Below are 26,172 nucleotides of genomic sequence, written 5' to 3' on the forward strand. Positions count from 1 at the left end.
GATACAGCACGGCCAGGCCTCGGCCCGGTTAGTGCGGACAGATCCATGAAACCCTCAAGGGATCACACCGCCTCGCTCTGCAATTACAGATCTACGCGCTAGCAGAACCTCTGCGCAGTATCATCGCCCGTCCCCGACATAGTTCTTCCTGCAGAAGCAGGCGGGGGCTGCCCGGGGAGGCGCGGGCTTGATCGGGATGCCGACCGCCCGGCAGGACGCAGCGAGGCTCAGCCTTTGAATTATCAGGCTGGGTCCCCGGCTGCGGCAACCTGTTCAGGTAAGGATTCCAGTTCAGCTTTAAGATTGGCGGACATCCGCCCCAGCACTGATGCGCAGATCTCGATCTCTTGAGGATCGATGCCAGCCAGCGCCGCCTGATTGATGTCTATTGCGTACTGCATCATCTCCTGTTCGAGGGCACGGCCCTGGTCAGTCAGGAAGATGCGCAGCTTGCGCCGATCACTGGCGTCGCGCGTCCGCTCCACGAGTCCTTGCGCCACCATGCCGTTGATCATGGTGACGGTTGTGTTCTCGGCTACGTTGGTCATGTCGCTGAGATACTTTTGCGTCACCCCTTCCCCGAGCCAGAGCACGCGCAGATAATACCAGAAGCCCGATTTCAGCCCGTGCGGGGAAAGATAGGCGTTGAGCAACCTGTCGAATCGTCGATGGCAACGGCGCACTTGATAACCGAGGCTCTTTTCTGGATCCAGCTGCGGGGTAAATGCGGACATCAGTTCTCCATCGCGTTCGGGGATCGTCAATGCCATCATGAAGACGCCTCGGCAAGCCGCCCGTGTCAGCGAGTGCGACGCCCGGGGTTCGCCGTAGGCGACGTGCTTCGGCGGACCCCGGGGGTTTCGGTCAAATGCGGAATTCGGCAAACGTCTCGGGCGCGAACATCTCCTCGACCGTCAGGCGACGGGGTGAGAGACCCTGTTCGTGGTGATAGCGCGTGAAGGTTTCCAGCACCTTGCGGTTCTTCTCAATGCCGTAGGGCCACCATTCGTCACCGAGCGTTGCGATGGTGTCCTCTACCATGGCGATCTGCCATGGCAGCATCGTCTTGAGCGAGGCGGACACACGTAGTTGCTCGTATGTGAGCTTCTGCGCTTCGACGAAGGCCTTGTAAAGTGACTGCGCAATCCAGCGATGCTTCTCGTAGATTTCGCGGCGAATTGCCACGACGTGCATGATGGGAAAGATGCCCGTCTTGGCGAAATAGGCCTTCTCCACATCGACGAAGTCAGGAAACAGCCGCCGTACCTTGCCGGGCTCGCTATAAAAGGTTGATGGTGCCCGGGCCGTATGCAGAGCGTCGATCTCGCCATCGGCCAGCATTCGGGTCAGTGTCTGGGTGGGACCGATCGGTTCCACCCTGAACTTGTCCGGGAGGTTGAGCTTCAGCTTCTCCTCGCGGCCGGGTTCTTCCTCGCCGCCGGTCACATAGGTAACGGAGGATGGGTCGATGCCGTACTCGTCCTGGAGGATGCCCCGGATCCATACGGGCGCCGTCATTTGGTACTCGGGCACGCCAATCCGTTTGCCTATAAGGTCCGTGGGCTTTTCGATCCCACTTTTGGCGGAGACGAAGATGCACGAGTGGCGGAAGAAGCGGGACGGGAACACCGGAATGGCGACAAAGGCCGGATTGTCGCGTCCAAGGGTGACGCAGTAGGAGGACATCGAGAGCTCGGCGACGTCGAACTCCTTGTTGCGAAGCATGCGGAAGAAGGTTTCCTCCACATCGAGCACCTGGAAATTCAAATCGATGCCGTCCGGCACCACACGCCCGGTCTGAATGGCCTCTGTCCGGTCATATCCCCAGCAGGCCAACGAAAGGTTCAGTCGTGTCATCGTGTATTACTCTCCAGAAGCTATCGTAAGGGGGCGCGGGTCGACGTCGGCCGCCAGCCGGCTGGATTGAAGCAGGGCGGTGCAGCAGGCCATCGTGTCGAGGCCCCACTTGCCGTCGTGAATGGGAGGGCGGCTGTCGAGTACCGCGTCCGCGAACTCCTCGATCACCGCAGCGCGGGGAACTTCGGGCGGGTCGATGGGAATGAATTCGCGCGTGGCATCGCCATAGACTTCGATGCCGGTCGGCAGCAGCTTGAGGTCGGCCCGTTCGCAGCTGACGAGAATGAAGCCGAAGTGCTCGTGATGCGGGGCGGCATTCGGCAGGGTGCCGCCCGCGCCGAAAGTGCGAGCGAGCTTGGCCCGTTGCTCGTCGCCCGCGCTGAGTGTCGCGAGCAGGCGCCGCGCCTCGCCGTAACGGGCGGGGTCCTTCGGCTCGCCGAGCTCGGAAACCCAGCCTACCAGTTCATCGCTATCATAGTGGGCATAGCCGCTGTACGTCAGGGTCGCCGTGGCGCCGCCCGCGAAGCTCAGCAGCGCGGTATATGCGCCTTCGCTCGGTCTGGTTGCGTCCCAATTCGCCGCCATTGCTCGCACGCTGGCGACAGGTTGGCCCACGAGCCGCCGTACGACGTCGATCTGGTGCGCAGCCTGGCTATAGACGACCCCGCCGCCGCGGCTGCTGTCCAGTTCTTCCGCGCGCCGCGGTCGGAACATGAAATCTGTGAAGTTGAGCGCCGTTACAAGACGGACGGAGCCGAAGCAGCCGGATGCCACGAGTTCGGCGCCACGCCGGACCTGCTCGTCGAAGCCGTGGCTCGGGCCCACGACTAGCACCCGCCCGCTGTCCCGCGCGGCGGCAGCCATCGCGGCGCAATCCGCAACCGTGGTCGCCATTGGCTTCTCGACCAGGACATGCTTGCCGGCCCGCAGGGCCGCGATCGTCTGGGTTGCATGATATTCGTGAGGGGTAGCTATGTACACCGCATCGATGGTGGGATCGGCAAGTAGCGTATTCATCTCCGCATAGCCCGGGCGGCCAAATTCCTCGGCGAAGCGGGCCAGCGCCCCCGGGCGAAGATCGAAGGCGCCGGCCAGTTCGATTCGGGGATGCCGGAGCAGGGCGGGCAAAGTCAGCATAAAGCCGCGGCCAAGCCCGATCACCCCCAGCTGCAGTGCCGTCATCCAAAACCTTCCGTTCACATCAATATGAATGGCGGGTTAGTACTTCGATATAGAAGCATTTGCAAGTTGTTATCGCCTTGTCCGGCTCGCCCGGTTTCCCCGCGTACCGAGCTCCCCCGTCTACCGACCGTGAACATCCTGTCTTATGCTCTGCAGATCGGGATGGGGCGATCTAGAATCGGAAGCGAACATTTGGTTTCCATCAACTGCTGAGGGCAGCTGGTCCGTCGACATTGAGCTGCCCAGTGCTAAGGCGTGCATTTGAAAAAGCAACCTATCCAAGAGCATCGACAATCCTGTCGTCTGGACATTGAGGGTCTGCTTCCGTCGTGCTTTGCCAGAACAGGAGGAGAGATGTCTTGGAATAGCAAGGAGGTTCCGTTTGTGCCGTCGAAGCTTTAGGGCTTGCTCCTGCGGAGGAGAGCTTAATGTTGCAGGGCACGTCTTCAATCGTGGGCGATGGCTGCGAATGTCCACTGCAGAGCATCACCTTGCTGGAGAGGTGGCAGTCCGCCGGCTCCCGCGCGAACAGCGCTGCCAGAAGCTAGTGCGCATTGAACCCATTGCGACCGGCGTCGATCTGGTGAGTGCACGGGCGCCGAAGGGAATCTTTCTGTCCCGGTGATGCGATGAACGGCACCGACGAGAGAGCCATTGCGATCGCTAATGCCAGCGTTTTCTGGCTTCACAGGACGTGTGTGGCGGATCCGACTGAGGCTCGAGATCGCTCGCCGGCTGATACCGAGCAGTCCGAGCAGCTTTGCGGCGGGTATCTGGCCTGCCCCCGCAGGTCATGTGCATGAGATCCACGGTCCGCTGGGCGAAATGTCGTCGGCATACGGGCATTGACAATTATGTACTTCCATATAGAAGTATATGAAACAGATAGGCGCTTCCTCATGGGAAGGTTCTGAGCGGCTCCCGTGGGTCCCGTTCAATGTTTCAATCGATCACGTGATGCCGGGGCCTCCGGACAGGTTGATCCCACAGGCAGGCGTAACTTGAATATCTTCATCACGACGAGAGAAGGCGACACCCAGACTGCCGCGCTGGCAGCCCAAGGCACGCTAATGGAAGCGATCCGGGATTTCGGCTTCGATGAATTGATGGCGCTGTGCGGTGGTTGCTGCTCCTGCGCGACCTGCCACGTATATTTGGATGACGCTTTTGCGGACAAGGTCCCGCCGATTGGCGAGGATGAGGCCGACATGCTGGGCTCGTCGGAGCATCGCAGGCCCAATTCGCGCCTGTCATGCCAGATCGTGTTGAGTAAGGCACTGGACGGGTTGCGGGTCACGATCGCGCCGGAAGATTAAAGCCAATACGTTGTCAGTACGGGAGTAGGGCGGGATGAAGCGAGCGGACATTGTGATCGTAGGGGCAGGGCATGGCGGTGCACAGGCGGCTGCCGCACTGCGTCAACGCAAGTTCGAAGGTTCGATCCTGATGATCGGCGAAGAGCCCGAGATGCCGTATGAACGGCCTCCCCTGTCGAAGGATTATCTGTCAGGCGAGAAGGCTTTCGAGCGCATTCTCATCCGGCCCGCAGGCTTCTGGGTCGACCACCGCGTCGAGATGGCAATGGGCGGGAAGGTCGTCGCGGTCGATCCGGAGGCGAGGACTGTTGAGCTGGAGGATGGCGGAACCATCGGTTATAGGGAGCTCGTCTGGGCGGCGGGTGGCCATCCGCGGAAGCTGTCATGCACCGGCCATTCACTGACGGGAGTCCATTCTGTGCGCACCCGCGCCGACGTTGACAGGATGATGGGTGAGCTGGACGACACGACTCGCGTGGTCGTCATCGGGGGCGGCTACATCGGTCTGGAAGCAGCTGCGGTGCTCAGCAAGCTTGGTAAGTCGGTCACAGTGTTAGAGGCGCAGGAGCGTGTTCTTGCCCGTGTCGCAGGTGTCGCCCTCTCCCGCTTCTACGAGGCCGAACATCGCGCGCATAGCGTCGATCTCAGGCTCGGGGTTGCGGTCGAATGCATCGAGGGGGATAGCCGTGTTACCGGCGTGCGCCTGGGCGATGGAACCGTGCTTCCCGCAGAGATGGTCATTGTTGGCATCGGGATCGTGCCTGCGGTCGAGCCGTTGCTTGCTGCCGGCGCCGAAGGAGGCAACGGCGTTGCCGTGGACGAGCATTGCCGGACATCGCTGCCGCACGTCTTCGCCATAGGGGATTGCGCCCTCCATGCGAACGCCTTCGCGGAAGGCCTGCAAATCCGGCTCGAGTCGGTTCAGAATGCAAACGACATGGCGACGATTGTCGCCAAGGCGATCACTGGGGACCCTGAGGCCTATCACTCGGTGCCGTGGTTCTGGTCCAACCAGTACGATCTTCGCCTGCAGACGATCGGGTTGTCCATCGGGCATGACGAGGAGGTTCTGCGAGGCGATCCCCGCGCGCGCAGCTTTTCCGTAGTGTACCTGAGGCAGGGCAGGGTGATCGCGCTCGACTGCGTTAACGCCACCAAGGATTACGTCCAGGGCAAGGCGCTGGTGGCCGGCCGCCTGCAGATGGCAGCAGAGCAGCTGGCGGATGCAACTGCACCGCTGAAGTCGCTGCTGCCTGTCAGAGCCACAGATCACTAGATCTTCTTCGGTTCGATCCAGTGGGAGACCTCGGGGTCGTTCGTGTCGATCAGCGTGGCGATATAGTCGCCGATCTTCTCCGGGGTCGGCCATTCGGGGCGGTCGTGGTGATGGCTTATGCGCCTTCGGGTGTTGATGGGCGGCATCAGCAGCTCGTGCACCTTCAGCCCGGACGGACGAAGTTCCTCGGCGAGCGTCAGTGCCAGCGATCTCTGCGCGGCCGACATGGCGGCCACCGGCCCGGCGCCCGGATGCGGGCCTTCGGCGCTCTGCCCGTTGATGTGGACATAGACGCCGCTCCCGGGGGTGAGCAGGGGCACGAACGTCTTGATCGCAAGGAAGTGAGTCGTCAGGTTGTTTCGGACGATCCGTTCCCACTGGTCGAAGCCGAGATCGGTAAGGGCAAAGCCCTGCGACCAGCCGCCCAGCGCCGCGACGATCAGGTCGATGCGGCTGGACAGTGCGGCGATCCTGTCGCGCAGCGCCTCCGCCTCGGCCGGCGTGTCGAAAAGGCCATCGACGGTTTTCAGCGTGCCCGTCTCGATGTCGGCCACATAGTCGCGCAGGGCATCGCCTTTCACCTGGCTGCGCGAAGGCACGATAACGGTCGCGCCGTGCTTCAGAAAGCTGCGGACAATGCCTTCGCCAACGTCGCCGGTGCCGCCCAGCACCAATGCCGTGAGGTCTTCCATCTGTTTTCCGTCCTCCATCCAATGCCGCCGCCGGTCCGGCTTGACGATCGAAGCGCCGCTCTCCTAGCATGATAACCGACAGGTGTTGGATTAACCAGCCTTGATAGGGGCGGCGGATGACGGTGCGTTCACGAGCGGCGGACAAGGGCTTCGGCGACGGCGCTGAGGCCGAGGATCCGCGGATAGAGCGCACCCGTGCCCGGCTCGCCGCCGCGGTGCTTTCGCTGGCGGCCGAGCGGGACATCACGAGTGTGTCGGTTTCGGAGCTCACGCGCCGCGCGGGCATAAATCGCAGCACCTTTTACGAACATGCCCGGACGCCCGTGGAACTGCTGACCCGCGTCCTCTCCTGCGAGCTGGATATGGTACGGCGGCGCGGAATGGACCAGCTCGAACGCGACGGCCTCCTGCTGCGCGACCTGACCCGCAGCACGCTGCACGCAATTCTGGCGCATGTCCTCAGGCATGAGGATGTCTACGGCGGTGTCGGCCGCGCCTCAGCCAGGTTTGCCCTGCGCGTGGTGCTCGCCGAGCATATCGAGCAATCCATGCTGACCATATTTCGCGATGGCTTCGTAAGCCCGCCGCTGCCGGGACCGGAAGCCGCCGCGCTCTATGCGGCCCAGCTCGCCCATGGCGCCGCCGGCGCCGTCGAGGCCTGGCTGCATCTTCCCGGGCCTCGCGACGAACGGATGCTGCTGGCTGCCATCGAGGCGATGTACCCGCCCTGGTTCGCGCCCCATCGGGCTCTGTGAGGGACGCCTCGGGCTTCTGTGCGGCCCGCTTGTCAATAGGTCTCCGATCGTCATCGTCACGGTGGTCGCGCGGGCGGCCTGGCTGCTTCGAGCGCGGAGGTGGACCCCGCGCCGGCCGCGGCAAGAGACCAGTCCTTGCCGTCGTAGCTATGTCATGAACTCCGTGGCCTGATGGAAGACATTTCGCCAGACGCCGTTCTCCTTCTCGTAGATCCGCACATGACGTGCGTGCTTCACCGGATTGAGGCCTTCCCGCGTCCGGATCCTGTTTCTGTAACTGCCCACTGCATAAGCAAATTCGGGCCGGGCGATTATCCTGTTCTCTTCGATATCGAAGCTTTCGAAGCGGAACTCGGCGCGGGCGAGACCGTCCAGGAACTCGGCCTTGTTTCGCCGCCGGCCAGTGCTCTCGATGTGGATGTAGCGGTCGCTCGTGATATCGTCCAACGTGGCGACATCGCCGCGGAGGAGGGCGTCCATGCGCACCGTTTCAAGCCGGGCCACAATTTCCCGGACATCCTGTTCAGACATTGCGGGATTCTCTCAAAATCACTGTCCACTCATATGAGGCCGCTTGCGCACATCCTGCAACAGGCCCCAAGTCAACGCGCTCCCTCACCCTTCCCTGCGCGGGCGCCATCGGTTACTTGTCCTGGCAAATCACTACCTGTCGCGCATGTACATGCGCGATGACATTTGAAGCCGGAGAACTGAATTGAGCCTGCCGAAGATAGGGATTGTGATCGGATCGACACGTGAAGGACGCTTCGGCGACAAGGTCGCGGACTGGATCCATGGCGTGGCGTCGCAACGCAGCGATCTTGAGTTCGAGATTGTCGACCTGCGTGATTACCCCCTCCCGCTGTACGACGAGCCGGCCCCGCCGATCTATCAGCCGGCTACCCACGAGGTGGCGCAACGGCTCAGCGCCAGGATGGCGGGGCTGGACGGGTACATCTTCATCACCGCCGAGTATAATCACGCGCCGACAGGTGCGATCAAGAATGCCATCGACTATCTTTTTCCGGAGCTGGGTCACAAGCCCGCGGCCTTCGTGGGATATGGCGGCGTCGGCGGCGCACGCGCCGTCGAGCAATTGCGGCTGATCCTGGTGGAGCTTCGGGTCGCCCCGCTTCGTGACGCCGTGCATATCGGCCTGGCCGAATTGCTCGGCATCAGGGAAGGCAAGACCTTCTCGGATTATGAATATCTGACCCGCAGCGCCGAAACGATGCTCGATGAACTCGCCTGGTGGACCAGGACGCTTCGCGAAGGTCGAAACGACCGATAACCAGCGACCGTTTCCTGCCTCGAACCTGTAGAAGCGAGCAAGGGGGGAGAGGTCGGCGCGCTGCTCGCCCAAGCGCCGGGATTCACGGGAAGCATGCGAACCGGCGCCTGCGGTCGACGCGCTATGGCGCCGGTTCGTGATGATCCTCCAGCTCGACGCTTCGCTCCTGGATGCAGGCAGGCAAATGCACCGCCAGATAGTCGATCAGGCTGCGCACCGACGGCAGCATCCCGCGCGGGGTCGGATAGAGCAAATGGATCATGTGGGTCTCGGCGGACCAGTGCGGCAGCACCGTTTCGAGAACGCCGCCGCGGACGGATGCCGACACGATAGGCTCCGGCAGCAATGCGACGCCGATGCCGTTGACGGCCGCCTGGAGCTGCATGCGCAGATCGTCGGTCGACAGCCTGGGCGTGTGCGTTATCACGGCGACCTGGCCCGACGGGCCGGCGAGCGCCCACCGCGCCTGGCCGTCATGCACGTCGCCGGGCCTGCTGAACGTATCCATCCGGGCAAGATCCTGCGGCGTCCGGGGACGCCCCGCGGCATCCAGATAGCCGGGGCTGGCCACCAGCACGCGGCGCGCTTGTCCGAGTTTCCTGGTCACCAGTCCGGCCGTGCCGTCGATCCGGGCGCCCGCGCGCAAGGCCAGGTCGATGCGCTCCCGCAGCAGGTCGACGGGGCGGTCGCTGGCCTCCAGCTCCAGATTGACTTTGGGATAAGTCGCCAGATAGCCCGGCAGGATCGGCGCGAGATAGCTCTGGGCCATCACCTGCGGGCAACTGAGCCGCACGGTGCCCGCCGGCTCGCGGCGCAGGTCCGCCAGGCTGTCGAGGGCGCTCCGGGCGCCTTCGACCAGAGCCTGCGCCTGGACGAAGAAACGCTCGCCGGCTTCGGTCGCCGCGACATGCCGCGTGTTGCGCTGGAGCAGGCGCACGCCCAGCCGATCCTCCAGCGCGGCGACGCGGCGGCTGAGCCTGGTCTTTTCGATGCCGGTGGCGCGTGCCGCCGCCGAGAAACCGCCATGCTCCACCACGGCCGCGAAATAGGCGAGGTCGTTCAGATCTTCCATGAAGCAAGCCCATTGGTGCGCATATGCACCAGTCTTTACCGATTTTGCCGAATTATCAAGCCGGTGGTGCTTCCTTATATCCTTTCCACGGACAAGACCCGAAGCGGCGGAAGCGGTGGATGCCTGGATGAGCCTGATTCTTTCTCCTGTCGTGAATGCCGAGCCGGCGACGCTCGGCGGTCATTTCTCGGGGCATCGCCTCGACCTGGCCGGGCTTGGCGATCTCGCTTCGCCGGTGATGGGCTTCGATCAATACCGGATGAGCGGCCCTACCTTCGCGCCGCATCCGCATGCCGGTTTCTCGGCGGTTTCCTATGTGTTTGAAGACTCCCCGGGCGGACTGCGCAATCGCGACTCCCTGCAACATGATCTGGTGATCGAGCCGGGCGCGATGGTGTGGACGCAGGCAGGGTCGGGCGTAGTCCATGACGAATTTCCCGCGCGAACCGGCGAGGAGGTCCACGGCGTCCAGATTTTCATCAACCTGCCGCGCCGGAAGAAGGACCTGCCGCCCCGGATGCTCGCCATCGCCCCGGCGGACGTGCCCGAGGTGGTGGACGCGGCCGGCAATCGCACGAGGGTGCTGACCGGCCGTTTCGCCGACGCGGCCAGTCCCGTGGAGCCGGCCGAGCCGTTCGACCTGTTCGATGTCACGGCCCGCGGCGCGTGGCGTTTCCGCGTGCCCGCGCGGCGCAATGTCCTCGTCTATGTCCTGAGCGGCGCCGTCGAGGTCGGCGCCGGCGATCAGGTCCGACAGGTGAAAGCCTTTCAGGCGGTCGCGGGGCAAGCGGACGAGGCGGACGATCTCCATGTGAAGGCGCGGGAGCCGGCGCAGTTCCTGCTGCTTTCCGGCACCGATCCGCGCGAGCCGGTGGCGGTCTACGGGCCGTTCATCATGAACGACCAGGCGCAGTTGACGGCCGCCTTCGAACGCTACCGCAGGGGTGAGATGGGGCGCCTGTCGCCGATCACCTGAATCCAGCCCAACTTTCGGAGGAACCAGTGAAGCTGCACCACAATCGACCAGCCCGAGGGGCGCAAGCGCTTGTAGCGGTGAAGGCCTCGCGCCCAGCGCGATCACGTCCTTCTGGCAGCACCGCATCCGCAGGAGAAACCGGACCATGGCTTATCGTCTTTTGATCGATGGAAAACTCGTGGACGGCGCTTCGACCCTTGACGTGATCAATCCCGCCACCGGGGCTGTCTTCGAGACCTGTGCATGCGCCGACGAGGCGCAACTCGAACAGGCGATTGCCGCCGCCAAGCGCGCCTTCCCGGCCTGGGCATCCCTGACCCACGGCGCACGCCGCGACTATCTCAACCGCCTCGCGGATGCGGTGCAGGCGCGCTCCGACGAATTCTGCACGCTGATCACCCGCGAGCAGGGCAAGCCGCTGGCCGTGTCCCGGATCGAATTCGACATGTCGGTCGGGCTGTTGCGCTGGTTCGCCGAGCAGGATCTGCCGCTCGAGACGATCCGCCAGGCCGATGAGGGCCGGGTGCTCGAACAGCGGACGCCGCTGGGCGTCGTGGCGGCGATCACGCCGTGGAACTTCCCTCTCCAGCAGCTGACGCTGAAGGTCGCGCCCTGCCTGAGCGTCGGCAACACGATGGTGGCCAAGCCTGCTTCGACGACGCCACTGACGGCCGCCTTGTTCGGCGAACTGGCGGCCGGCATCCTGCCGCCGGGCGTGTTCAACGTGATCATCGACGCGCACCACCTCGGCGACAGGATCACCAGCCACCCCGACATCGCCATGGTCGCCTTCACCGGCTCCACCCCCACCGGCAGGCGCGTGATGGGAAGTGGGGCCGGCACGCTCAAGCGGCTGACGCTGGAACTGGGCGGCAACGATGCCGCCATCGTGCTCGACGATGTCGACGTCAAGGAGATCGCGCCGAAGGTGTTCCAGGCCGCAATGATCAATTCCGGCCAGGTGTGCCTGGCGGCGAAACGCATCTACGCGCCGCGCCCCTTGTACGATGCCCTGTGCGACGAGCTGGCGAGGCTCGCCCGCGAAGCGGTCGTCGGCGATGGCCTGGAACCGGAAACCCAGATCGGGCCGCTCCAGAACCGGCAGCAATATGAGAAGGTGCTGGAGATCATCGAGGAGGCCAGAAGCCTGGGCAACGTGATTGCCGGCGGCAACGCGCTCAATCGCGAAGGCTATTTCATCGCGCCGACGATCGTGCGCGACCTTCCCGATAGCGCCCGCCTCGTGCGCGAGGAGCAGTTCGGCCCCGCCATCCCGGTCCTGGCCTACGACACGATCGAAGAGATGATCGAACGGGTCAACGACAGCGAATATGGGCTTGGCGGCACGATCTGGACGAACGACGCCGAACGCGGACTCGAAGTCGCGCTGCGCATCCAGTCGGGCACCATCTGGGTGAACAAGCTCGTCGAACTGCCCCCCGACCTGCCTTTCGGCGGTGTGAAACAGTCAGGCATCGGCCGTGAATCGGGGCTCGAGGGCATGAAGGAATTCACGCAGGCCAAGATCATCAACCTCGCCAACAAGGTGGCGGCCTGAAGGCTTCCAGCATCGCGAACCGGAGAAAATCAAGATGAGCAAGAGTCACTCGGGAAGGATTGCCCTGGTTACCGGCGCTGGTCGCGGGATCGGCCGGGCGATCGCGATAAAACTCGCTGAGCTTGACGCGAAGGTCATTCTTGTGGACCGCGAGGATCCCGGCGAGACGGCGGCGCTGATCGGCCCCGCCGCGACTTCCGTGCAGGCCGACGTCTCGCAGGATGAGGAGTGGGCGAGGATCGCGGCCTTGGCGGACGCGACTTTCGGTCGGTGCGACATCGTCGTCAACAACGCCGGAATATATCCGACGGCGAGAATCGAGGATCTCACGGTCGAGACCTGGCGACGGACCCTCGCGGTCAATCTGGATGCCCATTTTTTCAGCGCGCGGCATCTCGTCCCCCTGATGCGCCGGAACGGCTGGGGGCGCTTCGTCAATATTTCGTCCAGCTCCATCGGCACGCCGCTTCCCGGAAACAGTCATTACATGGCCAGCAAGATGGGCGTCATCGGCTTCGTCCGGGGGCTTGCAAACGACGTCGCGGAGTTCGGGATCACCGTGAATGCCGTGCTGCCGACGATCGTCCAGACTCCCGGAACGAAGGATGCGCCGCCCGAATTCGCCGAATCGGTATGGCGGCAGCAGGCCATCAAGCGGTTCAGCGAGCCGAACGATCTGGTGGGGCCCATCGCTTTCCTGACCAGCGAGGACGCACATTTCATCACCGGGCAGGCGCTGCCGGTGGATGGCGGACTGTACAAGGTTGGCTGACGCCGCCGCTTGATTGGAGAACTATTATGTCGACAACTGAACTTTTGAGCCGTGGCCCGGTGGAGGGGCGCCTGACCGGGAAGGTCGCTTTGGTGACCGGGGTCGGCAGCGGACAAGGCCGCGAGGTCGCGCTCCTTTTCGCGGAAGCCGGCGCCATCGTCGCGGGCTGCGACATCAATCCCGAAGGCCTCAAAGGCACCGCGGCGCTCGCCGCCGCGCGCGACGTCAAGCTCGATCTGGCGCAGGTCGATGCCTCCGACGAAGCGAAGGTCGCGTCCTGGGTGGATGATGTCGCGGCGCGGCATGGCGGCGTCGACATCCTCTATAACAACGGCGCCGGCGCCCATTTCGTGCCGTTCGGCGATATGACGCTTTCGCAATGGCATGACACGCTGCGGCTGGAACTCGACACGGTGTTCATCCCGTCGAAGGCGGTCTGGCCGTATCTGATCGCCAGAGGCGGCGGGTCGATCGTCAACATCGCGTCGATCGCGGGGATGATGGGCGGCGAAGTCATCGGCAGCGCCGGCGCGGCCGCGCACGCCACCGGGAAGGGCGGCGTCATCAGCTTCACGCGCCAGTTGGCGACGGAGGGCGGGGTCCACGGCATCAGGGTCAACGCGATCTCGCCGGGGCCGATCGTGACGCCCGCGTCCGAAGCGGTCGTCGCCGCCAGCCCCGACTTTCGCAAATTGTTCGAAGGCATGCCGCTGCTCAAGCGATCGGGGCGCCCCGTCGATGTCGCCTATGCCGGCCTTTTCCTTGCCTCGGACGAATCCGCCTACATCACCGGCGCGAACCTCACGGTGGACGGCGGGGCGACGGCCAAGACTGGCATCTCGGTTCTGTCCTGACCTTAGGGCAATGTCCCCGCGGCGCAAAGCGATGTCGCCTTGTGCCGGGGCAGGAGCATGACGATATGAAGAGCAGAATTCTGATCGCCGACCGTTACGGTCAATCCGACGTCCTCGATTTCGTCGAGGAGGAGCTTCCTCCCCTGGCGCCGGGTCACGCCCGCATCGAGGTCAGGGCGGCCGGCATCAACCCGATCGATGCGCGCCGGATGACCGGCGAAATCCGGTTCGGTCCCCTGCCCTTGCGGTTCGGCACCGAGTTCGCGGGCCTAATCACGGAACTGCCCGCCAAGGCCGGACCATGGTCCGTCGGCGACGAGGTTCTCGGCTCCGGCGGCGGCTTTACGCACGCCACGATCATCGACGTGCCGATCGGCAACCTCATCCGGCGTCCGTCCACGCTCGATTGGGCCGTGGCCGGCTCGCTCGCCGGAACCGCCCAGACCGCGATGGCGGTCCTCCACGAGCTTGGCGATATCGGATCGCTGCTGGTCAATGGCGGCGCGGGCGGGGTCGGCACCGTGCTGATCCAGCTCGCGCGCGAGAAGGGCATCCAGGTGGTCGCCACCGCCTCGCAGGCCAACGAGGATCATCTCCGCGCGCTTGACGCCAAGTCCGTCGCCTACGGCCCCGGCCTGGTTGAACGCATCAGGGACATTCATCCCGCTGCGTTCGACGCGGCAGTCATCCTGGCTGGCACCGAGGAGGCGACGCAGGCTTCGCTCGCCACGGTGAAACCGGAGGGGGATGTTGCTTCGATCACGGGTATTCCCGCCCCATCGGAGCGGGTCCGCGCGACAGGCAACAAGCCCAGCCCCGCCAATCTCCAATATGTCGTGGATCGGGTCGCCGACGGCCGGATCAGGTGGGAAGTCAGCGAGACTTACCCCTTCACTAGGGCAGCCGAGGGCTTTGGCGCTGTTCTGCAAGGGCACACGCGGGGCAAACGTGTCCTGATTTTCTGATCCCGGCGCTCTCTTCGCGGAGCGTGATGGACAACATACGCCGCCTGCAGTTGTTCGGAACGGGCGAAGAAATCCGAGTCATCGTTGCGACTAGTGCGAGGTATCCCCTTGTTTACCGCGGCATTGGTAGCGCGCAGCCCGACAGCGGGCTCATCGCCCGGCGTGTCGCGAACCGATGGATGCGGTTTCGACGGTCCATAAGGACTTGGCATCGAAGACGTAATCGCGAACGATCGATTTGATCGCCTGAACCGTGCAGCTTCGGTACAGTTTGGCGGCGAGCAAATGAGGCGTACAGTTCAGGCAATATCTGGCATAGAATGAGTTGCCGATCATGCTGGCACCGCACGACTATTTGCTATTCATTGGCGGCTTTACTCACAGCGCATCGAGGACGAACTTCGTGACTTCAGGTTCGTTAAAAGTTGAAGCAATTCTGGTAGATGATATCGCGACGCCGCGCGCCAAGGCCCATAGAACGCGTGCAATCAATTTGCCGTCATCTTCTGAAAATCTGCTTCCTCGAGCTGGTGTTTATTAAGGGATGGTCCGCTCCTTTCCTCTTCAGCACCGATATCATATCGGATGTCAGGGAAACGGGGCGGGACATCCCATATCAACAGCGCCTAGCGCGGATCGACATTCAGCGTAACCAGATCATAGCGGCGGCGAGGTTTGTGAAGCCGGCGAAGTGGATGGTGCGGCGATCGTATCGTGTTGCGAAGCGGCGGAAGTGTTTGAGCCTGCCGAAGCATCGGTCGATACGATTGCGGTGTTTGTAGATCAGCGCGTCATGCGGGATTGCGACCCTACGGCAGCGGTTGAAGGTATGACCGCTTCGGCGCCCATTTTCGCGATGATTGTCCGTAAAGCATTGCTATTATAAGCTTTGTCGGCGAGCACGACGCCGCCTTCCTGCCCGTGCGGCAGGGCCGGCGCCTGGGTAACGTCGCCAGTCTGGCCGGGCGTGATGATGAAGCGCAGCGGCCGGCCGAGCGCGTCCGCAAGCATGTGTATCTTGGTGGTCAGTCCGCCTCGGGAACGCCCCAGCGCCTGATCGCACGCCCCCCTTTTCCGGTCGCTGCCTGCTGGTGTGCGCGAACGATGGTGCTGTCGATCATCAAATACTGGTTGTACCGCTCGGCCGTCAGCGCCTCGAACACCCGTTCCCAGACACCCGCATGGCACCAACGGCTGAAGCGGCGATGCACCGTCTTCCACTTGCCATAGCGCTCCGGCAGATCGCACCAAGCGCCCCTACCGCAGCACCCACAAACATCTGTTCACGAACAGGCGGTTATCCGTTCCCGCCCCCCCGGATCGGTCGCCTTGCCCGGTAGCAACGGCGCAATCTTTTCCCATTGCACCTCGTTCAACTCGTACTGCTTCGCCGCCATCATCCACTCCGCGCGTCAACACGGCGTCCTATGAATCAGCGATCATCCCCTTTGGGAATGCTGAATGTCGATCCGCCCTAGGCTGCGTCCAGCGCTCAATTGGTGAAGCGGGTGGGATATCGGGCGCAACCGCTACCTTTTCGGTGCGCCCTTTTCCTGCGGCAGCCTGGGGTGCAACCCGCCCTTGGTCTTGACCCCTCGCATGGCGGAACGGGAAGAGCGACACGGATCAGGCCCTCTCTTGCACGGGTCACCGTCCATAAATTGCATTTATGGTTATGCGCTTTCAATTGCATTTGACTTGTAGATACGTGGATGCAAACCGATACTCTACTGATGAAGTAGGCTTTCACTGCATTCCGTGGTGATGGGCGACCCATCTCAGTCCCGGGCATATTTTCGCTGACATCACGAGATGAAGTGTTTGGCCGCCGGGCAATCAGCCAGACCAGGAGATTCTCGTGACCTTGCCCTTCCCTGCCCGGCGCCTGCCCACTATCCGGGCTGGGCTTCTCCGTAGCCCAACGGCCTCATTGTTCCTTCTACCGTGCGCCGCTCTGGCCCAGGAGCCGCAGCAAACCGAAGCACCGGATGAAGGGAAGGAAATCGTGGTCACGGGCATTCGGTCCAGCCTCAATTCCGCGCTCAATATCAAGCGCGACGCACCTTCGATTGTCGATGTGATCAACGCTGAGGATATCGGCCGCTATCCGGATCTCAATATAGCGGAATCGGTCCAGCGTATCTCCGGCGTTCAGATCAGCCGCTCACGCGGCGAGGGACAGACGGTCAATATCCGAGGACTTCCCGCCATCTTCACGCTGACGACCCTGAACGGTCACAGCATTCCCAATGCACTGCTGAATACGGATTCGGCCGCCACCCGCGCGTTCGATTTCACGATCCTTGCGCCCGAGTTCGTGCGAACGCTGGAGGTCTACAAAGCACCGACGGCCGATCTGGAGGAAGGAGGGCTGGCAGGCACCGTCAACGTGCGGACGCCTCGGGCCTTCGAGATCGGAAAGCGCATCCTCACCGGATCCATCCAGGGGGAGTATTCGGACAATTCTGGCAAGATCGCGCCGCGCGGCTCCGTCCTCTTTTCAGATGTCGTTGCGGACGGGCGCCTGGGTATCACTTTGGGTTTCTCCTATTCGCAGCGGCGCCCGGAAACCCACAGCGCGTCGCAATCCTATGTGCTCCAGACCGAACGCGCTGGTCTCGGGTCCGGCGCGCAACCGGCCGACTTCAACGGCAACGGCGTCATCGATCCGGATGTATCGGTACGTATGCCTACGACGCCTCTCTATTGGCTTTTCCAGGAAAAGCGCACCAGGATCGGCGCTACGGGCTCACTCGAGTTCAAGGCCAACGACGAGCTGAGCTTCTATGTCGATGGCCTCTACAGCAAGCTGGACGTTGAGGCTGTCCGCAACGAACGCATTGCCAATCTCAGCAATTCGAGGGGTCTCGTCAGCGCGGGAACCGAGCTGACCACGCTGGACGGCTATCCGACGATCACCAGACTGGAACTGACGCAGCTCGACGTGCGATCGAACGGCCGCCTGGAAGACCGATCCGGCGATCTGCTCACGATTTCGAGTGGGGGGCGCTGGGAACGCGATGGCTGGACCGTCGCCGTCACCGGAGGATATTCGCGCTCTCAACAGGAACTGAGCAATCTCGCGCTGGCGACTGTAGCGACAGGGCCAGGCTATTTCAGCGCCAACCGCGGCGACGACCTCTTCTCGATCGGATATCTTGGTTCCTTCGCCACGGCGATTCTCGATCCCAACAGTTTCCGCGTTGCCAGCATCAATGGTGAATTCCAGCGCAAAAGCTCGGACCGGCTCTATGACGGTCGCATCGACGTCAGCCGCGAGTTCGGCCGGTCCGGCTTGACCAAGGTCTCGGTCGGCGTACGCTATGCCGATCGGAAGATGTATCAGGACAATGGCCGCCTGACGATTCTCCCGGCCGGCGTGTCGGCCCTTTACGGCGGCTTGCCGGCAGGCTCGGTGGCAGGATCTTTCAGTGCCGCGCCATTCATGACGCTCGTCTCGGCACAACGCGGCTCGTTTCTTGGGACCTATAGCGGCGGCGCCGACTTTCCAAGAAGCTTTCTGGTCTCGGATCCGTCAGCCCTGTTGACGACGAAAAGCGCAGCCGAGCTGATCGCGGCCGGAACCTACACCAATGATCCGACCGGCATCACCGACGTCGCCGAAAAGACGCTGGCAGGCTATGCGCGGGCGGATTTCGACTTCGGCCGGCTGACCGGAAATGTGGGACTGCGGGCCGTTCAGACCTGGCAGACCTCGCTCGGCGTGGCCCCCGATCTCACGCAGATATCAGTCTCGTTCGAAGCGGGCTCGGTAACGCGGGTGCCCACTGCCGCTCCGGTCTCGGTCAAACGCAGCTACACCGACATCCTTCCCAGCCTCAACCTCCGCTACGAGGCCTCCGATAGCCTGCTCCTGCGATTGGGCCTGTCCCGCACGATGGCAAGGCCCAATCTCGCCGATCTCGCGCCGACCACCACCGCGAACGGGCAATCGCTGACGATCACGCAGAAAAATCCCTTCCTCGACCCGTATCGCGCGAACAATGTGGACCTGACGGCGGAATGGTATTTCACGCGCGGGGGCGTGCTGGGCGTCTCGGCCTTCTACAAGGATCTCAAATCGCTGATCGTCAACGATGCCGCCATCGAGGCGTTTCCAGTGCGGGTCATTCAGGCCGACGGCTCGATCACGACGACTGACCTCAATTTCACCGTGAACCGCGTCACGAACGGACGCGGCGTCAAGGTCAAGGGCTTCGAGCTGTTCTACCAGCAAGCCTTCACCTTCCTTCCCGCGCCGTTCGACGGGCTTGGCGCCACCGCGAACTACACGTTCATCGACAATTCTGATCCGGAGCGGCTGACCGCCGCATCGCGCCACAACTTCAACGTGACCGGCTATTATGAAAAGGGACCGATCGGACTCAGACTCTCCTACGCCTGGCGCGGCCCCTATCTTTCGGCTGCGCCTCAAGGTGCGGTCATGGGCTCGCGAACCCTGGCTTATGGAACGCTCGACGGCAGCGCGACCTGGCACCTGAACCAGCAGATCGCATTTTCCATCGAAGCCGTGAACCTGCTGAACGCAGTCCAGGTCGACCGCTATCTGTCGGGCATTCCGAACAGTTACGTGGATGCTGGGCGTCGCATTTTGTTCGGGGCGCGTCTCTCACTCTAGCGCGCCGGTGCCAGAGCAGCCGTTCTCGATACATTCTCTTTCCATGCCTCCAATCATCGGGGTCCTGCCATGAATGCCAAGTTCACTTGTTCCATCGGAGTGCTGGCCCTCCTTCTCTGCTCACCGGCGCTGGCGCAGGCGGACAGATCGGTCCTTCCTGTTCCCAAGCCACCGTTCGGGGGCACGATCCGGCCCGAACTCGCAAATTCGACCGCGGCGCCGGCTCGTCCCGTGACGGCGCCTGCGGGCGCGCCCAACATTCTGGTCTTCATGAGCGACGATGCGGGCTTCTCGATGGCGAGCACCTTTGGTGGCCCTGTCCCGACCCCGAACATGGACCGCCTGGCCCGCGTGGGACAGCGCTATAATCGCTTTCACACGACCGGCATCTGCTCGCCGAGCCGGGCGGCGCTGTTGACCGGTCGCAACCATCACAATGTCGGCACGGGCTATCTGGTCGATCTGCCCCAGAATTTTCCGGGTTATGATGGCGACATGGGACCGGATGCGGCATCGATCGCTCAAGTCTTGCGGCTCAACGGCTACAACACCGCGATGTTCGGCAAGCACCACAATGTCCCGATACCCGAACGGAGCGCGGCGGGGCCGTTCGATCATTGGCCGACCGGCCTCGGCTTTGAATATTTCTATGGCTTCATCGGCGGCGCGGCGGACCAATGGCACCCGAATGTCTATCGAGGAACGTCCAGAGTTGGCGAGGAGCGGCAGCCACCCGAGCTGTTCGAGAAGCGGATTGCCGACGATGCGCTCGACTGGATCCACAATCAAAAGGCCGCGGCGCCAGACAAGCCATTCTTCATCTACTATGCGCCCGCTTCAGTTCATACGCCGCTGCAGGCGCCCGAGGACTATATCGAGCGCTTCCGCGGCAAGTTCGATCAGGGCTGGGATATCCAGCGCGAGGAGACCTATCGGCGACAGGTCGCCATGGGAATCGTGCCGGCCGGGACCCGTCTTTCCCCGCGGCCCGATGGCATTCCCGCCTGGGGCTCGCTGACACCGGACAAGAAGCGGTTCGCCGCGCGCACCATGGAGGTCGGTGCGGCGATGCTCGCCTATCAGGATGCGCAGTTCGGGCGCATCCTCGACGAACTCGAGCAGATGGGCATTCTCGACAACACGCTGATCGTCTTCATCCAAGGCGACAATGGTGCAGCTGCTGAGTCCGGCCCCGAAGGCGCGGTCAGCGAGATGACCAAAAAGTCCGGCGGATCGGAGGATGGGACGGTCTCGCCGGATGTGCTGCGCCAGCTTGGCGGCGAGTTCACGCGCCCCGCTTATCCTGCCGGCTGGGCGTGGGCGATGAACGCGCCGTTCCCCTGGGTGAAGCAATATGCCTCGATGCTTGGCGGCATTCGCAACGGCATGATCCTGTCCTGGCCCCGCAGGGCGGCGGTCCAGGCAAGCCCTGTCTGCGCACAGTTCGGCCATCTGGTCGACATCGCGCCCACCGTCTATGAAGCTGCGGGGGTTCCGGCTCCAGCCATCGTCCATGGCGTGAAGCAGCGACGCGTGGACGGCCAGAGCCTTTTGCCCAGCCTGTCGAACTGCCGCCCGGATGCGCCCCGGACGCAATATTTCGAGATCGGCGGCAAGATCGGGCTATATCATGATGGCTGGTTTGCCAGCGGCGATGATGGTCGCTTATCCTGGCAGGCGGAATTCCCGGGCGACGGCATCGCGCGGACGGACTGGAAACTCTATGATCTGCGCACCGACTTTGCCCAGGCGAGCGATCTCGCGACCCAAAACCCGCGCCAGATGAAGGCGATGATCGCCCTCTGGGACAAGGAGGCGCGGGCGAACAATGTCTATCCGATCATCCATCGGGGCCCGATTGGTGGCGGTAAGGGCCGTCCAGCATCCGTCAAGCCGGCGGGCTTTACCTTGCGGGGGGCGAATGTCTCGATCCCGACGCTCGGTAATCGGCCGCCTATCGATGGTTCGTTCCATCTCAAGGCGCGTTTCAGCCTCAACGGGCCGAACAGTTCGGGTGTCATCGTTGCGAATGGCAGTCATTTCGGAGGCTGGTCCCTCTTCATCGACAAGGGTCATCCCGCCTTCGCCTATGCGGCTTCCCCCTCAACCGACGACAATTGGCGGATCGTCGCGCATGCCCCGCTGGCGGCCGGACCCGCGGAGCTCGATCTGACCCTCACCTCCGAGGGGCCGGGCAAGGCCGCTCGAGTGGAGATGACCGACGGGCAGGGCAAGGCGATCCTGAGCGGGACGATACCCCGCACATTTCCCCGGCCCAGCTATGACGAGAATCTGGACACCGGGCGGGACACCGGGGTGCCGGTCACGCAATATTCCGCGCCGGGTGGCGTCCTCGAAGGCAAAATCGACAATGTCTCGTTCGATTTCCCCTGAGCCCGCACGCCGGTCTCTCCTTCAGTCAAGCCCGTATCCCAAGGCCCGGAGCTGGGCGCGAACGCAGTCCATGATGGTGAGAGCGGCGGGAGAAAGCGTCCTTCCCCGGCGGGAGAAGAAGGCGATCTCGACAGAGGTCTCCTCGAAATCCGTAAGGTCGATCGTCGTCAGTCGTCCCTCGCCTATGTCCTTCGCTACAAATGCCAGCGCTGTGATCCAGACGCTGTCGGTGCTCATTGCAACCTCTTTGAGGATATGAAAATTGGAGCAGACGAACCGTCCCTGTTCTCGTTCCGTGTCCAGCTGCGATGTTGTCGCGGTCGACGCAAGAGACTGGATTCTTGGATATCCGTTGATGTCGGCCAAGGTGGCTCGCGTTCGGGCCGCAAGGGGATGATTGTTCCTGACGACGGCCTTGACGGGAATCCTGCTGATTCGCTTCACGACAAGATCGGCATCCTCCGGGGCTTCCCACACGCTGGCGACGATGACTTCGATCCTGTCGGCCAGCAGATCGGGCAGCAGTTCTGCCGGCGAGCCGATCATCGTGCGCAGTTCCAGTCCCGGCTTCTCGGCAAAGAGCTTGGCCGCGAGGGACGGCAGCACGAAGCTGGCCATGAGAGAGCCGAAGCCGAACATGACGATGCCGGCCTCTCCCCCTGCATAAAGCTTGAGATTGATGCCGAAACCGCTGGCGGCACGAAGCACTCGCTCGGCCTCGGCGATGATGAGCGTGCCGAGCGCGGTCGGCGTGACCCCCGACCGGCTCCGCTCGAATACCTGGACGCCGAAACCATCCTCGAAAGTCGAGATGCTACGGCTCAGCGCAGGCTGTGTGATGTGCAGTTCCTCGGCGGCCTTGGAAAAGCTGCGGTTTTTGGCAATAGCAAGAATGTGGCGTAGACGCGTGAGATCGATATCCATGCGTGCGATCTATCATCGCGCCAGCCAACTTGCATCTATCCCGCGCTTCGCATGCTGACACCACCCAGTTCCACCGGATCTCGCAAGAGCGACTGAGGAGGTCTGTACATGAAACTGAAGACGCTCAAAAAGCGCACTGGGAAACTGAACGGCATGCGCCTGATCCGCGGCGGCAGCTTCCGCATGGGATCGGAAGAATTCTATCCGGAAGAGGCGCCGGTACGCGTGGTCTCCGTCGGCGACTTCTGGATGGACGAGACACCGGTCACCAACGCCCAGTTCGCGCACTTCGTCGACGCAACTGGCTACGTCACCTTTGCCGAACGCTTCCTCTCGCCGCAGGACTATGCGGGCTATTCCCCCGAGATGCTTGTACCCGGATCGTCCGTCTTTGATCCGCCACAAGGACTGGCCCGCCTGTCGTTTTCCGCAGACACCGTCCCGGCCTGGTGGCAGTTCGTGCCGGGAGCCAGCTGGCGTCATCCGTTGGGGCCGGGCAGCGGTATCGAGGCCAGGGAGGATCATCCGGTCGTACATGTGGTCGCCGAAGACGCGGAGGCCTACGCCAGTTGGTCGGGCAAGTCCCTGCCCACCGAAGCGGAGTGGGAATATGCCGCGCGCGGCGGCCTGGACGGCGCGAAATTTGCCTGGGGAGATGAACTGGAGCCCGACGGCCGACGGCTGGCCAAATATTGGGAAGGTGACTTTCCCAACGAAAATCGCGCACCGCCGGGCCTCGAACGCACCGTCCCCGTGCGCAGCTATCCGGAAAACGGTTACGGCCTGTATGATATGATCGGCAACGTCTGGGAATGGACGGCGGACTGGTATTCGCACGCTCGTGTCGATGGATCCTCGTGCTGCGGCAGCGTTGGGCGAGAGCAGGACGCGATGCAAAAAAGTGTCGATCGCGATGCAGCCATCGCCGTGCCGCGGCGGGTTCTAAAGGGCGGATCGCACCTTTGCGCCGCCAGCTATTGCCGCCGCTACAGGCCGGCAGCGCGTTGGCCGCAAGCTATCGACACCTCGACCTCCCACATCGGTTTCCGTTGCATCGTTCGGCGGTAAAGCCGGGCTAGACTCAAATCTCGCGACGCAAATTCGCTTGTGCTCCGTACTGACCTGGCAAATCTTTGACGATATCGTCGTGCTGAGTGTGTTTTTACGTGCAGTCCCTATCAGCTGCCGACTTCCTCGGGCCAGTAGAGCCGCATCGGATTGTCGATCAGCAGCTTGCGCTGCAACGCCTCGGTCGGGGCGATGCGCGGGATCATGTCGACCAGATGGCCGTCGTCGGGGATCACATCCTGCATGTTCGGGTGCGGCCAGTCGGTGCCCCACAACACGCGATCCTGATAATCGGCGACCAGCGGCGCGACGGCATCGGCAAAGGCGTTCCAGGGATCACCTGTCGGGTCCAGACGGTCGGGGCAGGTCGCCTTGAACCATATGTCGTCGCGGCTGTCGAGGAAGGCGCGGAACGCCTTCATGTCGGCGCCGTCCGGCCCCTGGGTCACGTCCGGGCGGCCCATATGGTCGATCACCAGCGGCACCGGGATCGCATCCATGAAGGGGCGCAGTTCTTCGAGAATGTCGGCCTCGAAATAGATGACGACATGCCAGCCCTTGGGCAGGCGCTTGGCCACTTCGAGGAACTTGTCCTTGGGCGCGTCATCGACCAGGCGCTTCAAAAAATTGAAGCGGATGCCGCGCATTCCGCCCTCATGCAGGGCAGCGAGATCGGCCTCCGAAATGGCCGGATCGACCACGGCGACGCCGCGCGCTTTCCCGTTCGATTTGGCGATGGCGTCCAGCGTCGCGGCATTGTCTGTGCCGTGGCAGCTGGCCTGGACGATGACGTTGCGGGCGAACCCGAGATGATCGCGCAGCGCGAACAGCATGTCCGGGCCGGCATCTTCCGGCAGATATTTTGCCTTCGCGCTGAAGGGGAACTGCGCCATCGGACCGAACACATGGCAATGGGCGTCGATCGCGCCGGCCGGCGGGGTGTAGCGCGGTTTGGACGGATTGCCGTGCCAGCTGATGATGCGGCCAAGTTCAGGGGCGGTCATGCGAAAATCTCTCCATCCATCAGCTTGCGCGCGGTGCGCAGCATGGCGGCGCTGGTGACCGCGCCACTCTCGTCCAGTTCCATGACACAGGTCGTCTCGCCGGTGGGATGCTCGACCGAGAGTGTCTTGCGGTTGCCCGAAGCTATCGAGGCGACTTCGGCCGCGGGCGATCCCTCGATCAGGCAGGCGGTGGCGACGCTGACCGCGCCCAGCACGCCGATCGAGGCATGGGCGCGATGCGGGATGAAGCTGCGCACCGTGACCGCGCCGCCATCGCGGGGCGGGGCGACCAGCATCATCTTGGGGACCGACTTTTCCTTGACGTCGCCCAGGTTCATCCGTTCGCCGACGGCGAGGCGGATTGCCTCGATCCGGGCCTTGAGCGCCGCGTCCTTGTCCAGCGTGTCGCGATCTTCATAGCCGGTAATGCCGACATCCTGCGCCTTCATGACGACGCAGGGCATGCCATTGTCGATCAGGGTGACGCGCACGCCCTCGACCTCGTCAAAGGCATTGCCGGTCGGCAGCAGCGCGCCGCAGGATGAGCCGGCGGTGTCGCGAAACTCCAGCGGGATCGGCGCGGCGCTGCCGGGCACACCGTCGATCTTCGCCTCGCCATCATAGCGGACTGTGCCGCCGGGCGTCTGCACCGTGGCGATCGCGATCTGGCCGGTATTTTCCATGAAGATGGCAACGCGGGTCTCGCCGTCCTGCGCGGCGACGAGGCCACGCTCGATCGCGAAGGGGCCGATGCCGGCCAGGATATTGCCGCAATTCTGCGCATCGCTGACGATCGCCTGATCGACGAAGACCTGAAGGAAGAGATAGTCGACATCGACGCCCTCCCGATCGGATTTCCTGACGACCGCGACCTTGCTGGTCAGCGGATCGGCGCCGCCCATGCCATCGATCTGGCGCGGATCGGGCGACCCCATGACCCGCAGCAGGAAGGCGTCGCGCGCGGCGCTGTCGGCGGGCAGGTCTTCGGCCAGAAAATAGCCGCCCTTGGACGTGCCGCCGCGCATCCACATGACTCTGGCCGACGTCATGCCCTGCCTCCGTTCGGTTCGAGCCTGTCGAGAACGGGGCGCAGGGTTCTCGACAGGCTCGAACCGAACGGGGTGGGGGAAAGCGCGTCACACATATTTGAGGCCCATCTCTTCTAGGCGCGGGCGCATATTATAGATGTCGAGGCCGAGCTCGCCGGCGGCCAGGCGGACGCGCTTGGCTTCCTCGGCGGCCTCGCGAGCTTGCGCCTTTTCCAGCACGGCGGCGGCGTCGGCGCGCGGCACGATGCACACGCCATCATCGTCGGCGATGATCACGTCGCCCGGATTGACCAGCGCATTGGCGCAGACGACCGGGATATTGACGGAACCCAGCGTGCCCTTGATCGTGCCCTGGGCGTGGACCGCCTTGGACCAGACCGGAAAGTTCATTTGGCTAAGGTCGCGCACGTCGCGCACGCCCGCGTCGATGATGAGGCCACGGCAGCCGCGTGCCTGGGCGGAGGTGGCGAGCAGGTCGCCGAAATAGCCGTCGGTGCAGGGGCTGGTCGGGGCGAGCAGCAATATGTC

Annotated in this window: 23 protein-coding genes and 1 pseudogene; 13 read left to right on the forward strand and 11 right to left on the reverse strand. The window is 63.2% G+C overall.

Features of this window, described 5'->3' with window-relative positions; translation table 11 throughout:
* Nucleotides 1-242: 242 nt before the first annotated feature.
* From JQK15_RS24945 to JQK15_RS24955, 3 genes are all read right to left on the reverse strand, one after another.
* Nucleotides 243-773: a MarR family winged helix-turn-helix transcriptional regulator gene (locus JQK15_RS24945; protein ID WP_021235899.1), complete on the reverse strand. Its 531-nt coding sequence runs from the start codon at nt 771-773 to the stop codon at nt 243-245.
* Between the two features lie 91 nt (nt 774-864).
* Nucleotides 865-1,857 (reverse strand): ABC transporter substrate-binding protein, encoded by a 993-nt coding sequence (locus JQK15_RS24950; protein WP_031343117.1) that lies wholly within the window; start codon nt 1,855-1,857, stop codon nt 865-867.
* Nucleotides 1,858-1,863: 6 nt separating this feature from the next.
* Nucleotides 1,864-3,039 carry a Gfo/Idh/MocA family oxidoreductase gene (locus tag JQK15_RS24955; RefSeq protein ID WP_214869055.1) on the reverse strand — a complete coding sequence of 392 codons (1,176 nt, stop codon included), beginning with the start codon at nt 3,037-3,039 and terminating at the stop codon, nt 1,864-1,866.
* A gap of 1,013 nt (nt 3,040-4,052) precedes the next feature.
* Here JQK15_RS24955 and JQK15_RS24960 point away from each other — a divergent pair.
* Together JQK15_RS24960 and JQK15_RS24965 are read left to right on the forward strand one after the other, a co-directional pair.
* Complete coding sequence (locus JQK15_RS24960) at nt 4,053-4,355, forward strand: 2Fe-2S iron-sulfur cluster-binding protein (RefSeq protein ID WP_502956883.1); 303 nt, start codon at nt 4,053-4,055, stop codon at nt 4,353-4,355.
* Nucleotides 4,356-4,389: 34 nt separating this feature from the next.
* On the forward strand, nt 4,390-5,631 hold the full coding sequence (locus JQK15_RS24965) for an NAD(P)/FAD-dependent oxidoreductase (protein ID WP_021235894.1): 1,242 nt from the start codon (nt 4,390-4,392) through the stop codon (nt 5,629-5,631).
* Here the strand turns inward: JQK15_RS24965 and JQK15_RS24970 are convergent.
* Nucleotides 5,628-6,323: an SDR family NAD(P)-dependent oxidoreductase gene (locus JQK15_RS24970; RefSeq protein WP_031343115.1), complete on the reverse strand. Its 696-nt coding sequence runs from the start codon at nt 6,321-6,323 to the stop codon at nt 5,628-5,630. The two genes, JQK15_RS24965 and JQK15_RS24970, sit on opposite strands and share 4 nt — an antisense overlap.
* Before the next feature lie 116 nt (nt 6,324-6,439).
* On the opposite strand from JQK15_RS24970, the gene JQK15_RS24975 reads away from it, so the two are divergent.
* Nucleotides 6,440-7,078 (forward strand): TetR/AcrR family transcriptional regulator, encoded by a 639-nt coding sequence (locus JQK15_RS24975; protein WP_214869058.1) that lies wholly within the window; start codon nt 6,440-6,442, stop codon nt 7,076-7,078.
* Between the two features lie 147 nt (nt 7,079-7,225).
* Here JQK15_RS24975 and JQK15_RS24980 read toward each other — a convergent pair whose 3' ends face one another.
* Entirely contained in the window at nt 7,226-7,609 is a 384-nt protein-coding gene (locus tag JQK15_RS24980) for a nuclear transport factor 2 family protein (protein ID WP_214869060.1), read from the reverse strand.
* 184 nt (nt 7,610-7,793) lie between these two features.
* Here JQK15_RS24980 and JQK15_RS24985 point away from each other — a divergent pair, with 184 nt between their 5' ends.
* A complete protein-coding gene (locus JQK15_RS24985) occupies nt 7,794-8,369 on the forward strand; it encodes an NADPH-dependent FMN reductase (protein WP_214869062.1) in 576 nt (191 codons plus the stop codon).
* Nucleotides 8,370-8,490: 121 nt separating this feature from the next.
* On the opposite strand, the gene JQK15_RS24990 is transcribed toward JQK15_RS24985, so the two are convergent.
* Entirely contained in the window at nt 8,491-9,441 is a 951-nt protein-coding gene (locus tag JQK15_RS24990; RefSeq protein WP_214869063.1) for a LysR substrate-binding domain-containing protein, read from the reverse strand.
* 127 nt (nt 9,442-9,568) lie between these two features.
* Between JQK15_RS24990 and JQK15_RS24995 the strand changes: the two genes are divergently transcribed.
* The 6 genes from JQK15_RS24995 to JQK15_RS25020 all read left to right on the forward strand — a co-directional run bounded on the left by JQK15_RS24995 (nt 9,569) and on the right by JQK15_RS25020 (nt 15,107).
* Complete coding sequence (locus JQK15_RS24995) at nt 9,569-10,417, forward strand: pirin family protein (protein WP_214869066.1); 849 nt, start codon at nt 9,569-9,571, stop codon at nt 10,415-10,417.
* A gap of 145 nt (nt 10,418-10,562) precedes the next feature.
* Nucleotides 10,563-11,975, forward strand: coding sequence for an aldehyde dehydrogenase family protein (locus JQK15_RS25000; RefSeq protein WP_214869068.1), 1,413 nt, complete (start codon nt 10,563-10,565; stop codon nt 11,973-11,975).
* 34 nt (nt 11,976-12,009) lie between these two features.
* Nucleotides 12,010-12,747, forward strand: coding sequence for an SDR family NAD(P)-dependent oxidoreductase (locus JQK15_RS25005; protein ID WP_214869070.1), 738 nt, complete (start codon nt 12,010-12,012; stop codon nt 12,745-12,747).
* A gap of 26 nt (nt 12,748-12,773) precedes the next feature.
* Nucleotides 12,774-13,601, forward strand: coding sequence for an SDR family NAD(P)-dependent oxidoreductase (locus JQK15_RS25010; protein ID WP_031343110.1), 828 nt, complete (start codon nt 12,774-12,776; stop codon nt 13,599-13,601).
* Nucleotides 13,602-13,666: 65 nt separating this feature from the next.
* The gene (locus JQK15_RS25015; protein WP_021235884.1) at nt 13,667-14,566 is read left to right on the forward strand and encodes an NADP-dependent oxidoreductase; all 900 of its coding nucleotides are present in this window, start codon (nt 13,667-13,669) and stop codon (nt 14,564-14,566) included.
* Between the two features lie 334 nt (nt 14,567-14,900).
* The gene (locus JQK15_RS25020; protein ID WP_214869072.1) at nt 14,901-15,107 is read left to right on the forward strand and encodes a hypothetical protein; all 207 of its coding nucleotides are present in this window, start codon (nt 14,901-14,903) and stop codon (nt 15,105-15,107) included.
* A 102-nt stretch (nt 15,108-15,209) separates the two neighbouring features.
* Here the strand turns inward: JQK15_RS25020 and JQK15_RS25025 are convergent.
* Nucleotides 15,210-15,963: pseudogene (locus JQK15_RS25025) on the reverse strand (IS5 family transposase).
* Between the two features lie 461 nt (nt 15,964-16,424).
* On the opposite strand from JQK15_RS25025, the gene JQK15_RS25030 reads away from it, so the two are divergent.
* Both JQK15_RS25030 and JQK15_RS25035 read left to right on the forward strand, forming a co-directional pair.
* Nucleotides 16,425-19,205: a TonB-dependent receptor gene (locus JQK15_RS25030; protein ID WP_214869074.1), complete on the forward strand. Its 2,781-nt coding sequence runs from the start codon at nt 16,425-16,427 to the stop codon at nt 19,203-19,205.
* A 231-nt stretch (nt 19,206-19,436) separates the two neighbouring features.
* Nucleotides 19,437-21,599, forward strand: coding sequence for an arylsulfatase (locus tag JQK15_RS25035; RefSeq protein WP_353047269.1), 2,163 nt, complete (start codon nt 19,437-19,439; stop codon nt 21,597-21,599).
* 21 nt (nt 21,600-21,620) lie between these two features.
* On the opposite strand, the gene JQK15_RS25040 is transcribed toward JQK15_RS25035, so the two are convergent.
* Entirely contained in the window at nt 21,621-22,523 is a 903-nt protein-coding gene (locus JQK15_RS25040) for a LysR family transcriptional regulator (RefSeq protein WP_214869077.1), read from the reverse strand.
* A gap of 108 nt (nt 22,524-22,631) precedes the next feature.
* On the opposite strand from JQK15_RS25040, the gene JQK15_RS25045 reads away from it, so the two are divergent.
* Nucleotides 22,632-23,591 (forward strand): formylglycine-generating enzyme family protein, encoded by a 960-nt coding sequence (locus tag JQK15_RS25045; RefSeq protein WP_502956882.1) that lies wholly within the window; start codon nt 22,632-22,634, stop codon nt 23,589-23,591.
* A 110-nt stretch (nt 23,592-23,701) separates the two neighbouring features.
* On the opposite strand, the gene JQK15_RS25050 is transcribed toward JQK15_RS25045, so the two are convergent.
* The 3 genes from JQK15_RS25050 to JQK15_RS25060 all read right to left on the reverse strand — a co-directional run.
* Nucleotides 23,702-24,595 carry an amidohydrolase family protein gene (locus tag JQK15_RS25050; RefSeq protein WP_214869079.1) on the reverse strand — a complete coding sequence of 298 codons (894 nt, stop codon included), beginning with the start codon at nt 24,593-24,595 and terminating at the stop codon, nt 23,702-23,704.
* On the reverse strand, nt 24,592-25,644 hold the full coding sequence (locus JQK15_RS25055) for a 4-oxalomesaconate tautomerase (RefSeq protein WP_251008036.1): 1,053 nt from the start codon (nt 25,642-25,644) through the stop codon (nt 24,592-24,594). Before JQK15_RS25055 ends, JQK15_RS25050 begins: the two co-directional genes overlap by 4 nt.
* An 87-nt stretch (nt 25,645-25,731) precedes the next feature.
* Nucleotides 25,732-26,172, reverse strand: a 441-nt coding sequence (locus JQK15_RS25060; protein WP_214869082.1) for a 4-carboxy-4-hydroxy-2-oxoadipate aldolase/oxaloacetate decarboxylase, incomplete at its 5' end; no start/stop codon positions are given.

The organism is Sphingobium sp. BHU LFT2, assembly GCF_018604485.1.
Taxonomy (GTDB): Bacteria; Pseudomonadota; Alphaproteobacteria; order Sphingomonadales; family Sphingomonadaceae; genus Sphingobium; species Sphingobium yanoikuyae_A.

What these genes read in the sequence shown, in the direction of transcription:
- JQK15_RS25005 (WP_214869070.1), top strand. Translation starts at nt 12,010, where the DNA reads ATGAGCAAGAGTCACTCGGGAAGGATTGCCCTGGTTACCGGCGCTGGT.
- JQK15_RS25040 (WP_214869077.1), bottom strand. Translation starts at nt 22,523, where the DNA reads ATGGATATCGATCTCACGCGTCTACGCCACATTCTTGCTATTGCCAAA.
- JQK15_RS24975 (WP_214869058.1), top strand. Translation starts at nt 6,440, where the DNA reads ATGACGGTGCGTTCACGAGCGGCGGACAAGGGCTTCGGCGACGGCGCT.
- JQK15_RS24955 (WP_214869055.1), bottom strand. Translation starts at nt 3,039, where the DNA reads ATGACGGCACTGCAGCTGGGGGTGATCGGGCTTGGCCGCGGCTTTATG.
- JQK15_RS24950 (WP_031343117.1), bottom strand. Translation starts at nt 1,857, where the DNA reads ATGACACGACTGAACCTTTCGTTGGCCTGCTGGGGATATGACCGGACA.
- JQK15_RS25045 (WP_502956882.1), top strand. Translation starts at nt 22,632, where the DNA reads ATGAAACTGAAGACGCTCAAAAAGCGCACTGGGAAACTGAACGGCATG.
- JQK15_RS24995 (WP_214869066.1), top strand. Translation starts at nt 9,569, where the DNA reads ATGAGCCTGATTCTTTCTCCTGTCGTGAATGCCGAGCCGGCGACGCTC.
- JQK15_RS24965 (WP_021235894.1), top strand. Translation starts at nt 4,390, where the DNA reads ATGAAGCGAGCGGACATTGTGATCGTAGGGGCAGGGCATGGCGGTGCA.
- JQK15_RS25020 (WP_214869072.1), top strand. Translation starts at nt 14,901, where the DNA reads ATGCTGGCACCGCACGACTATTTGCTATTCATTGGCGGCTTTACTCAC.
- JQK15_RS25015 (WP_021235884.1), top strand. Translation starts at nt 13,667, where the DNA reads ATGAAGAGCAGAATTCTGATCGCCGACCGTTACGGTCAATCCGACGTC.
- JQK15_RS25010 (WP_031343110.1), top strand. Translation starts at nt 12,774, where the DNA reads ATGTCGACAACTGAACTTTTGAGCCGTGGCCCGGTGGAGGGGCGCCTG.
- JQK15_RS25050 (WP_214869079.1), bottom strand. Translation starts at nt 24,595, where the DNA reads ATGACCGCCCCTGAACTTGGCCGCATCATCAGCTGGCACGGCAATCCG.
- JQK15_RS24945 (WP_021235899.1), bottom strand. Translation starts at nt 773, where the DNA reads ATGATGGCATTGACGATCCCCGAACGCGATGGAGAACTGATGTCCGCA.
- JQK15_RS25000 (WP_214869068.1), top strand. Translation starts at nt 10,563, where the DNA reads ATGGCTTATCGTCTTTTGATCGATGGAAAACTCGTGGACGGCGCTTCG.
- JQK15_RS24980 (WP_214869060.1), bottom strand. Translation starts at nt 7,609, where the DNA reads ATGTCTGAACAGGATGTCCGGGAAATTGTGGCCCGGCTTGAAACGGTG.
- JQK15_RS25055 (WP_251008036.1), bottom strand. Translation starts at nt 25,644, where the DNA reads ATGACGTCGGCCAGAGTCATGTGGATGCGCGGCGGCACGTCCAAGGGC.
- JQK15_RS24990 (WP_214869063.1), bottom strand. Translation starts at nt 9,441, where the DNA reads ATGGAAGATCTGAACGACCTCGCCTATTTCGCGGCCGTGGTGGAGCAT.
- JQK15_RS24970 (WP_031343115.1), bottom strand. Translation starts at nt 6,323, where the DNA reads ATGGAAGACCTCACGGCATTGGTGCTGGGCGGCACCGGCGACGTTGGC.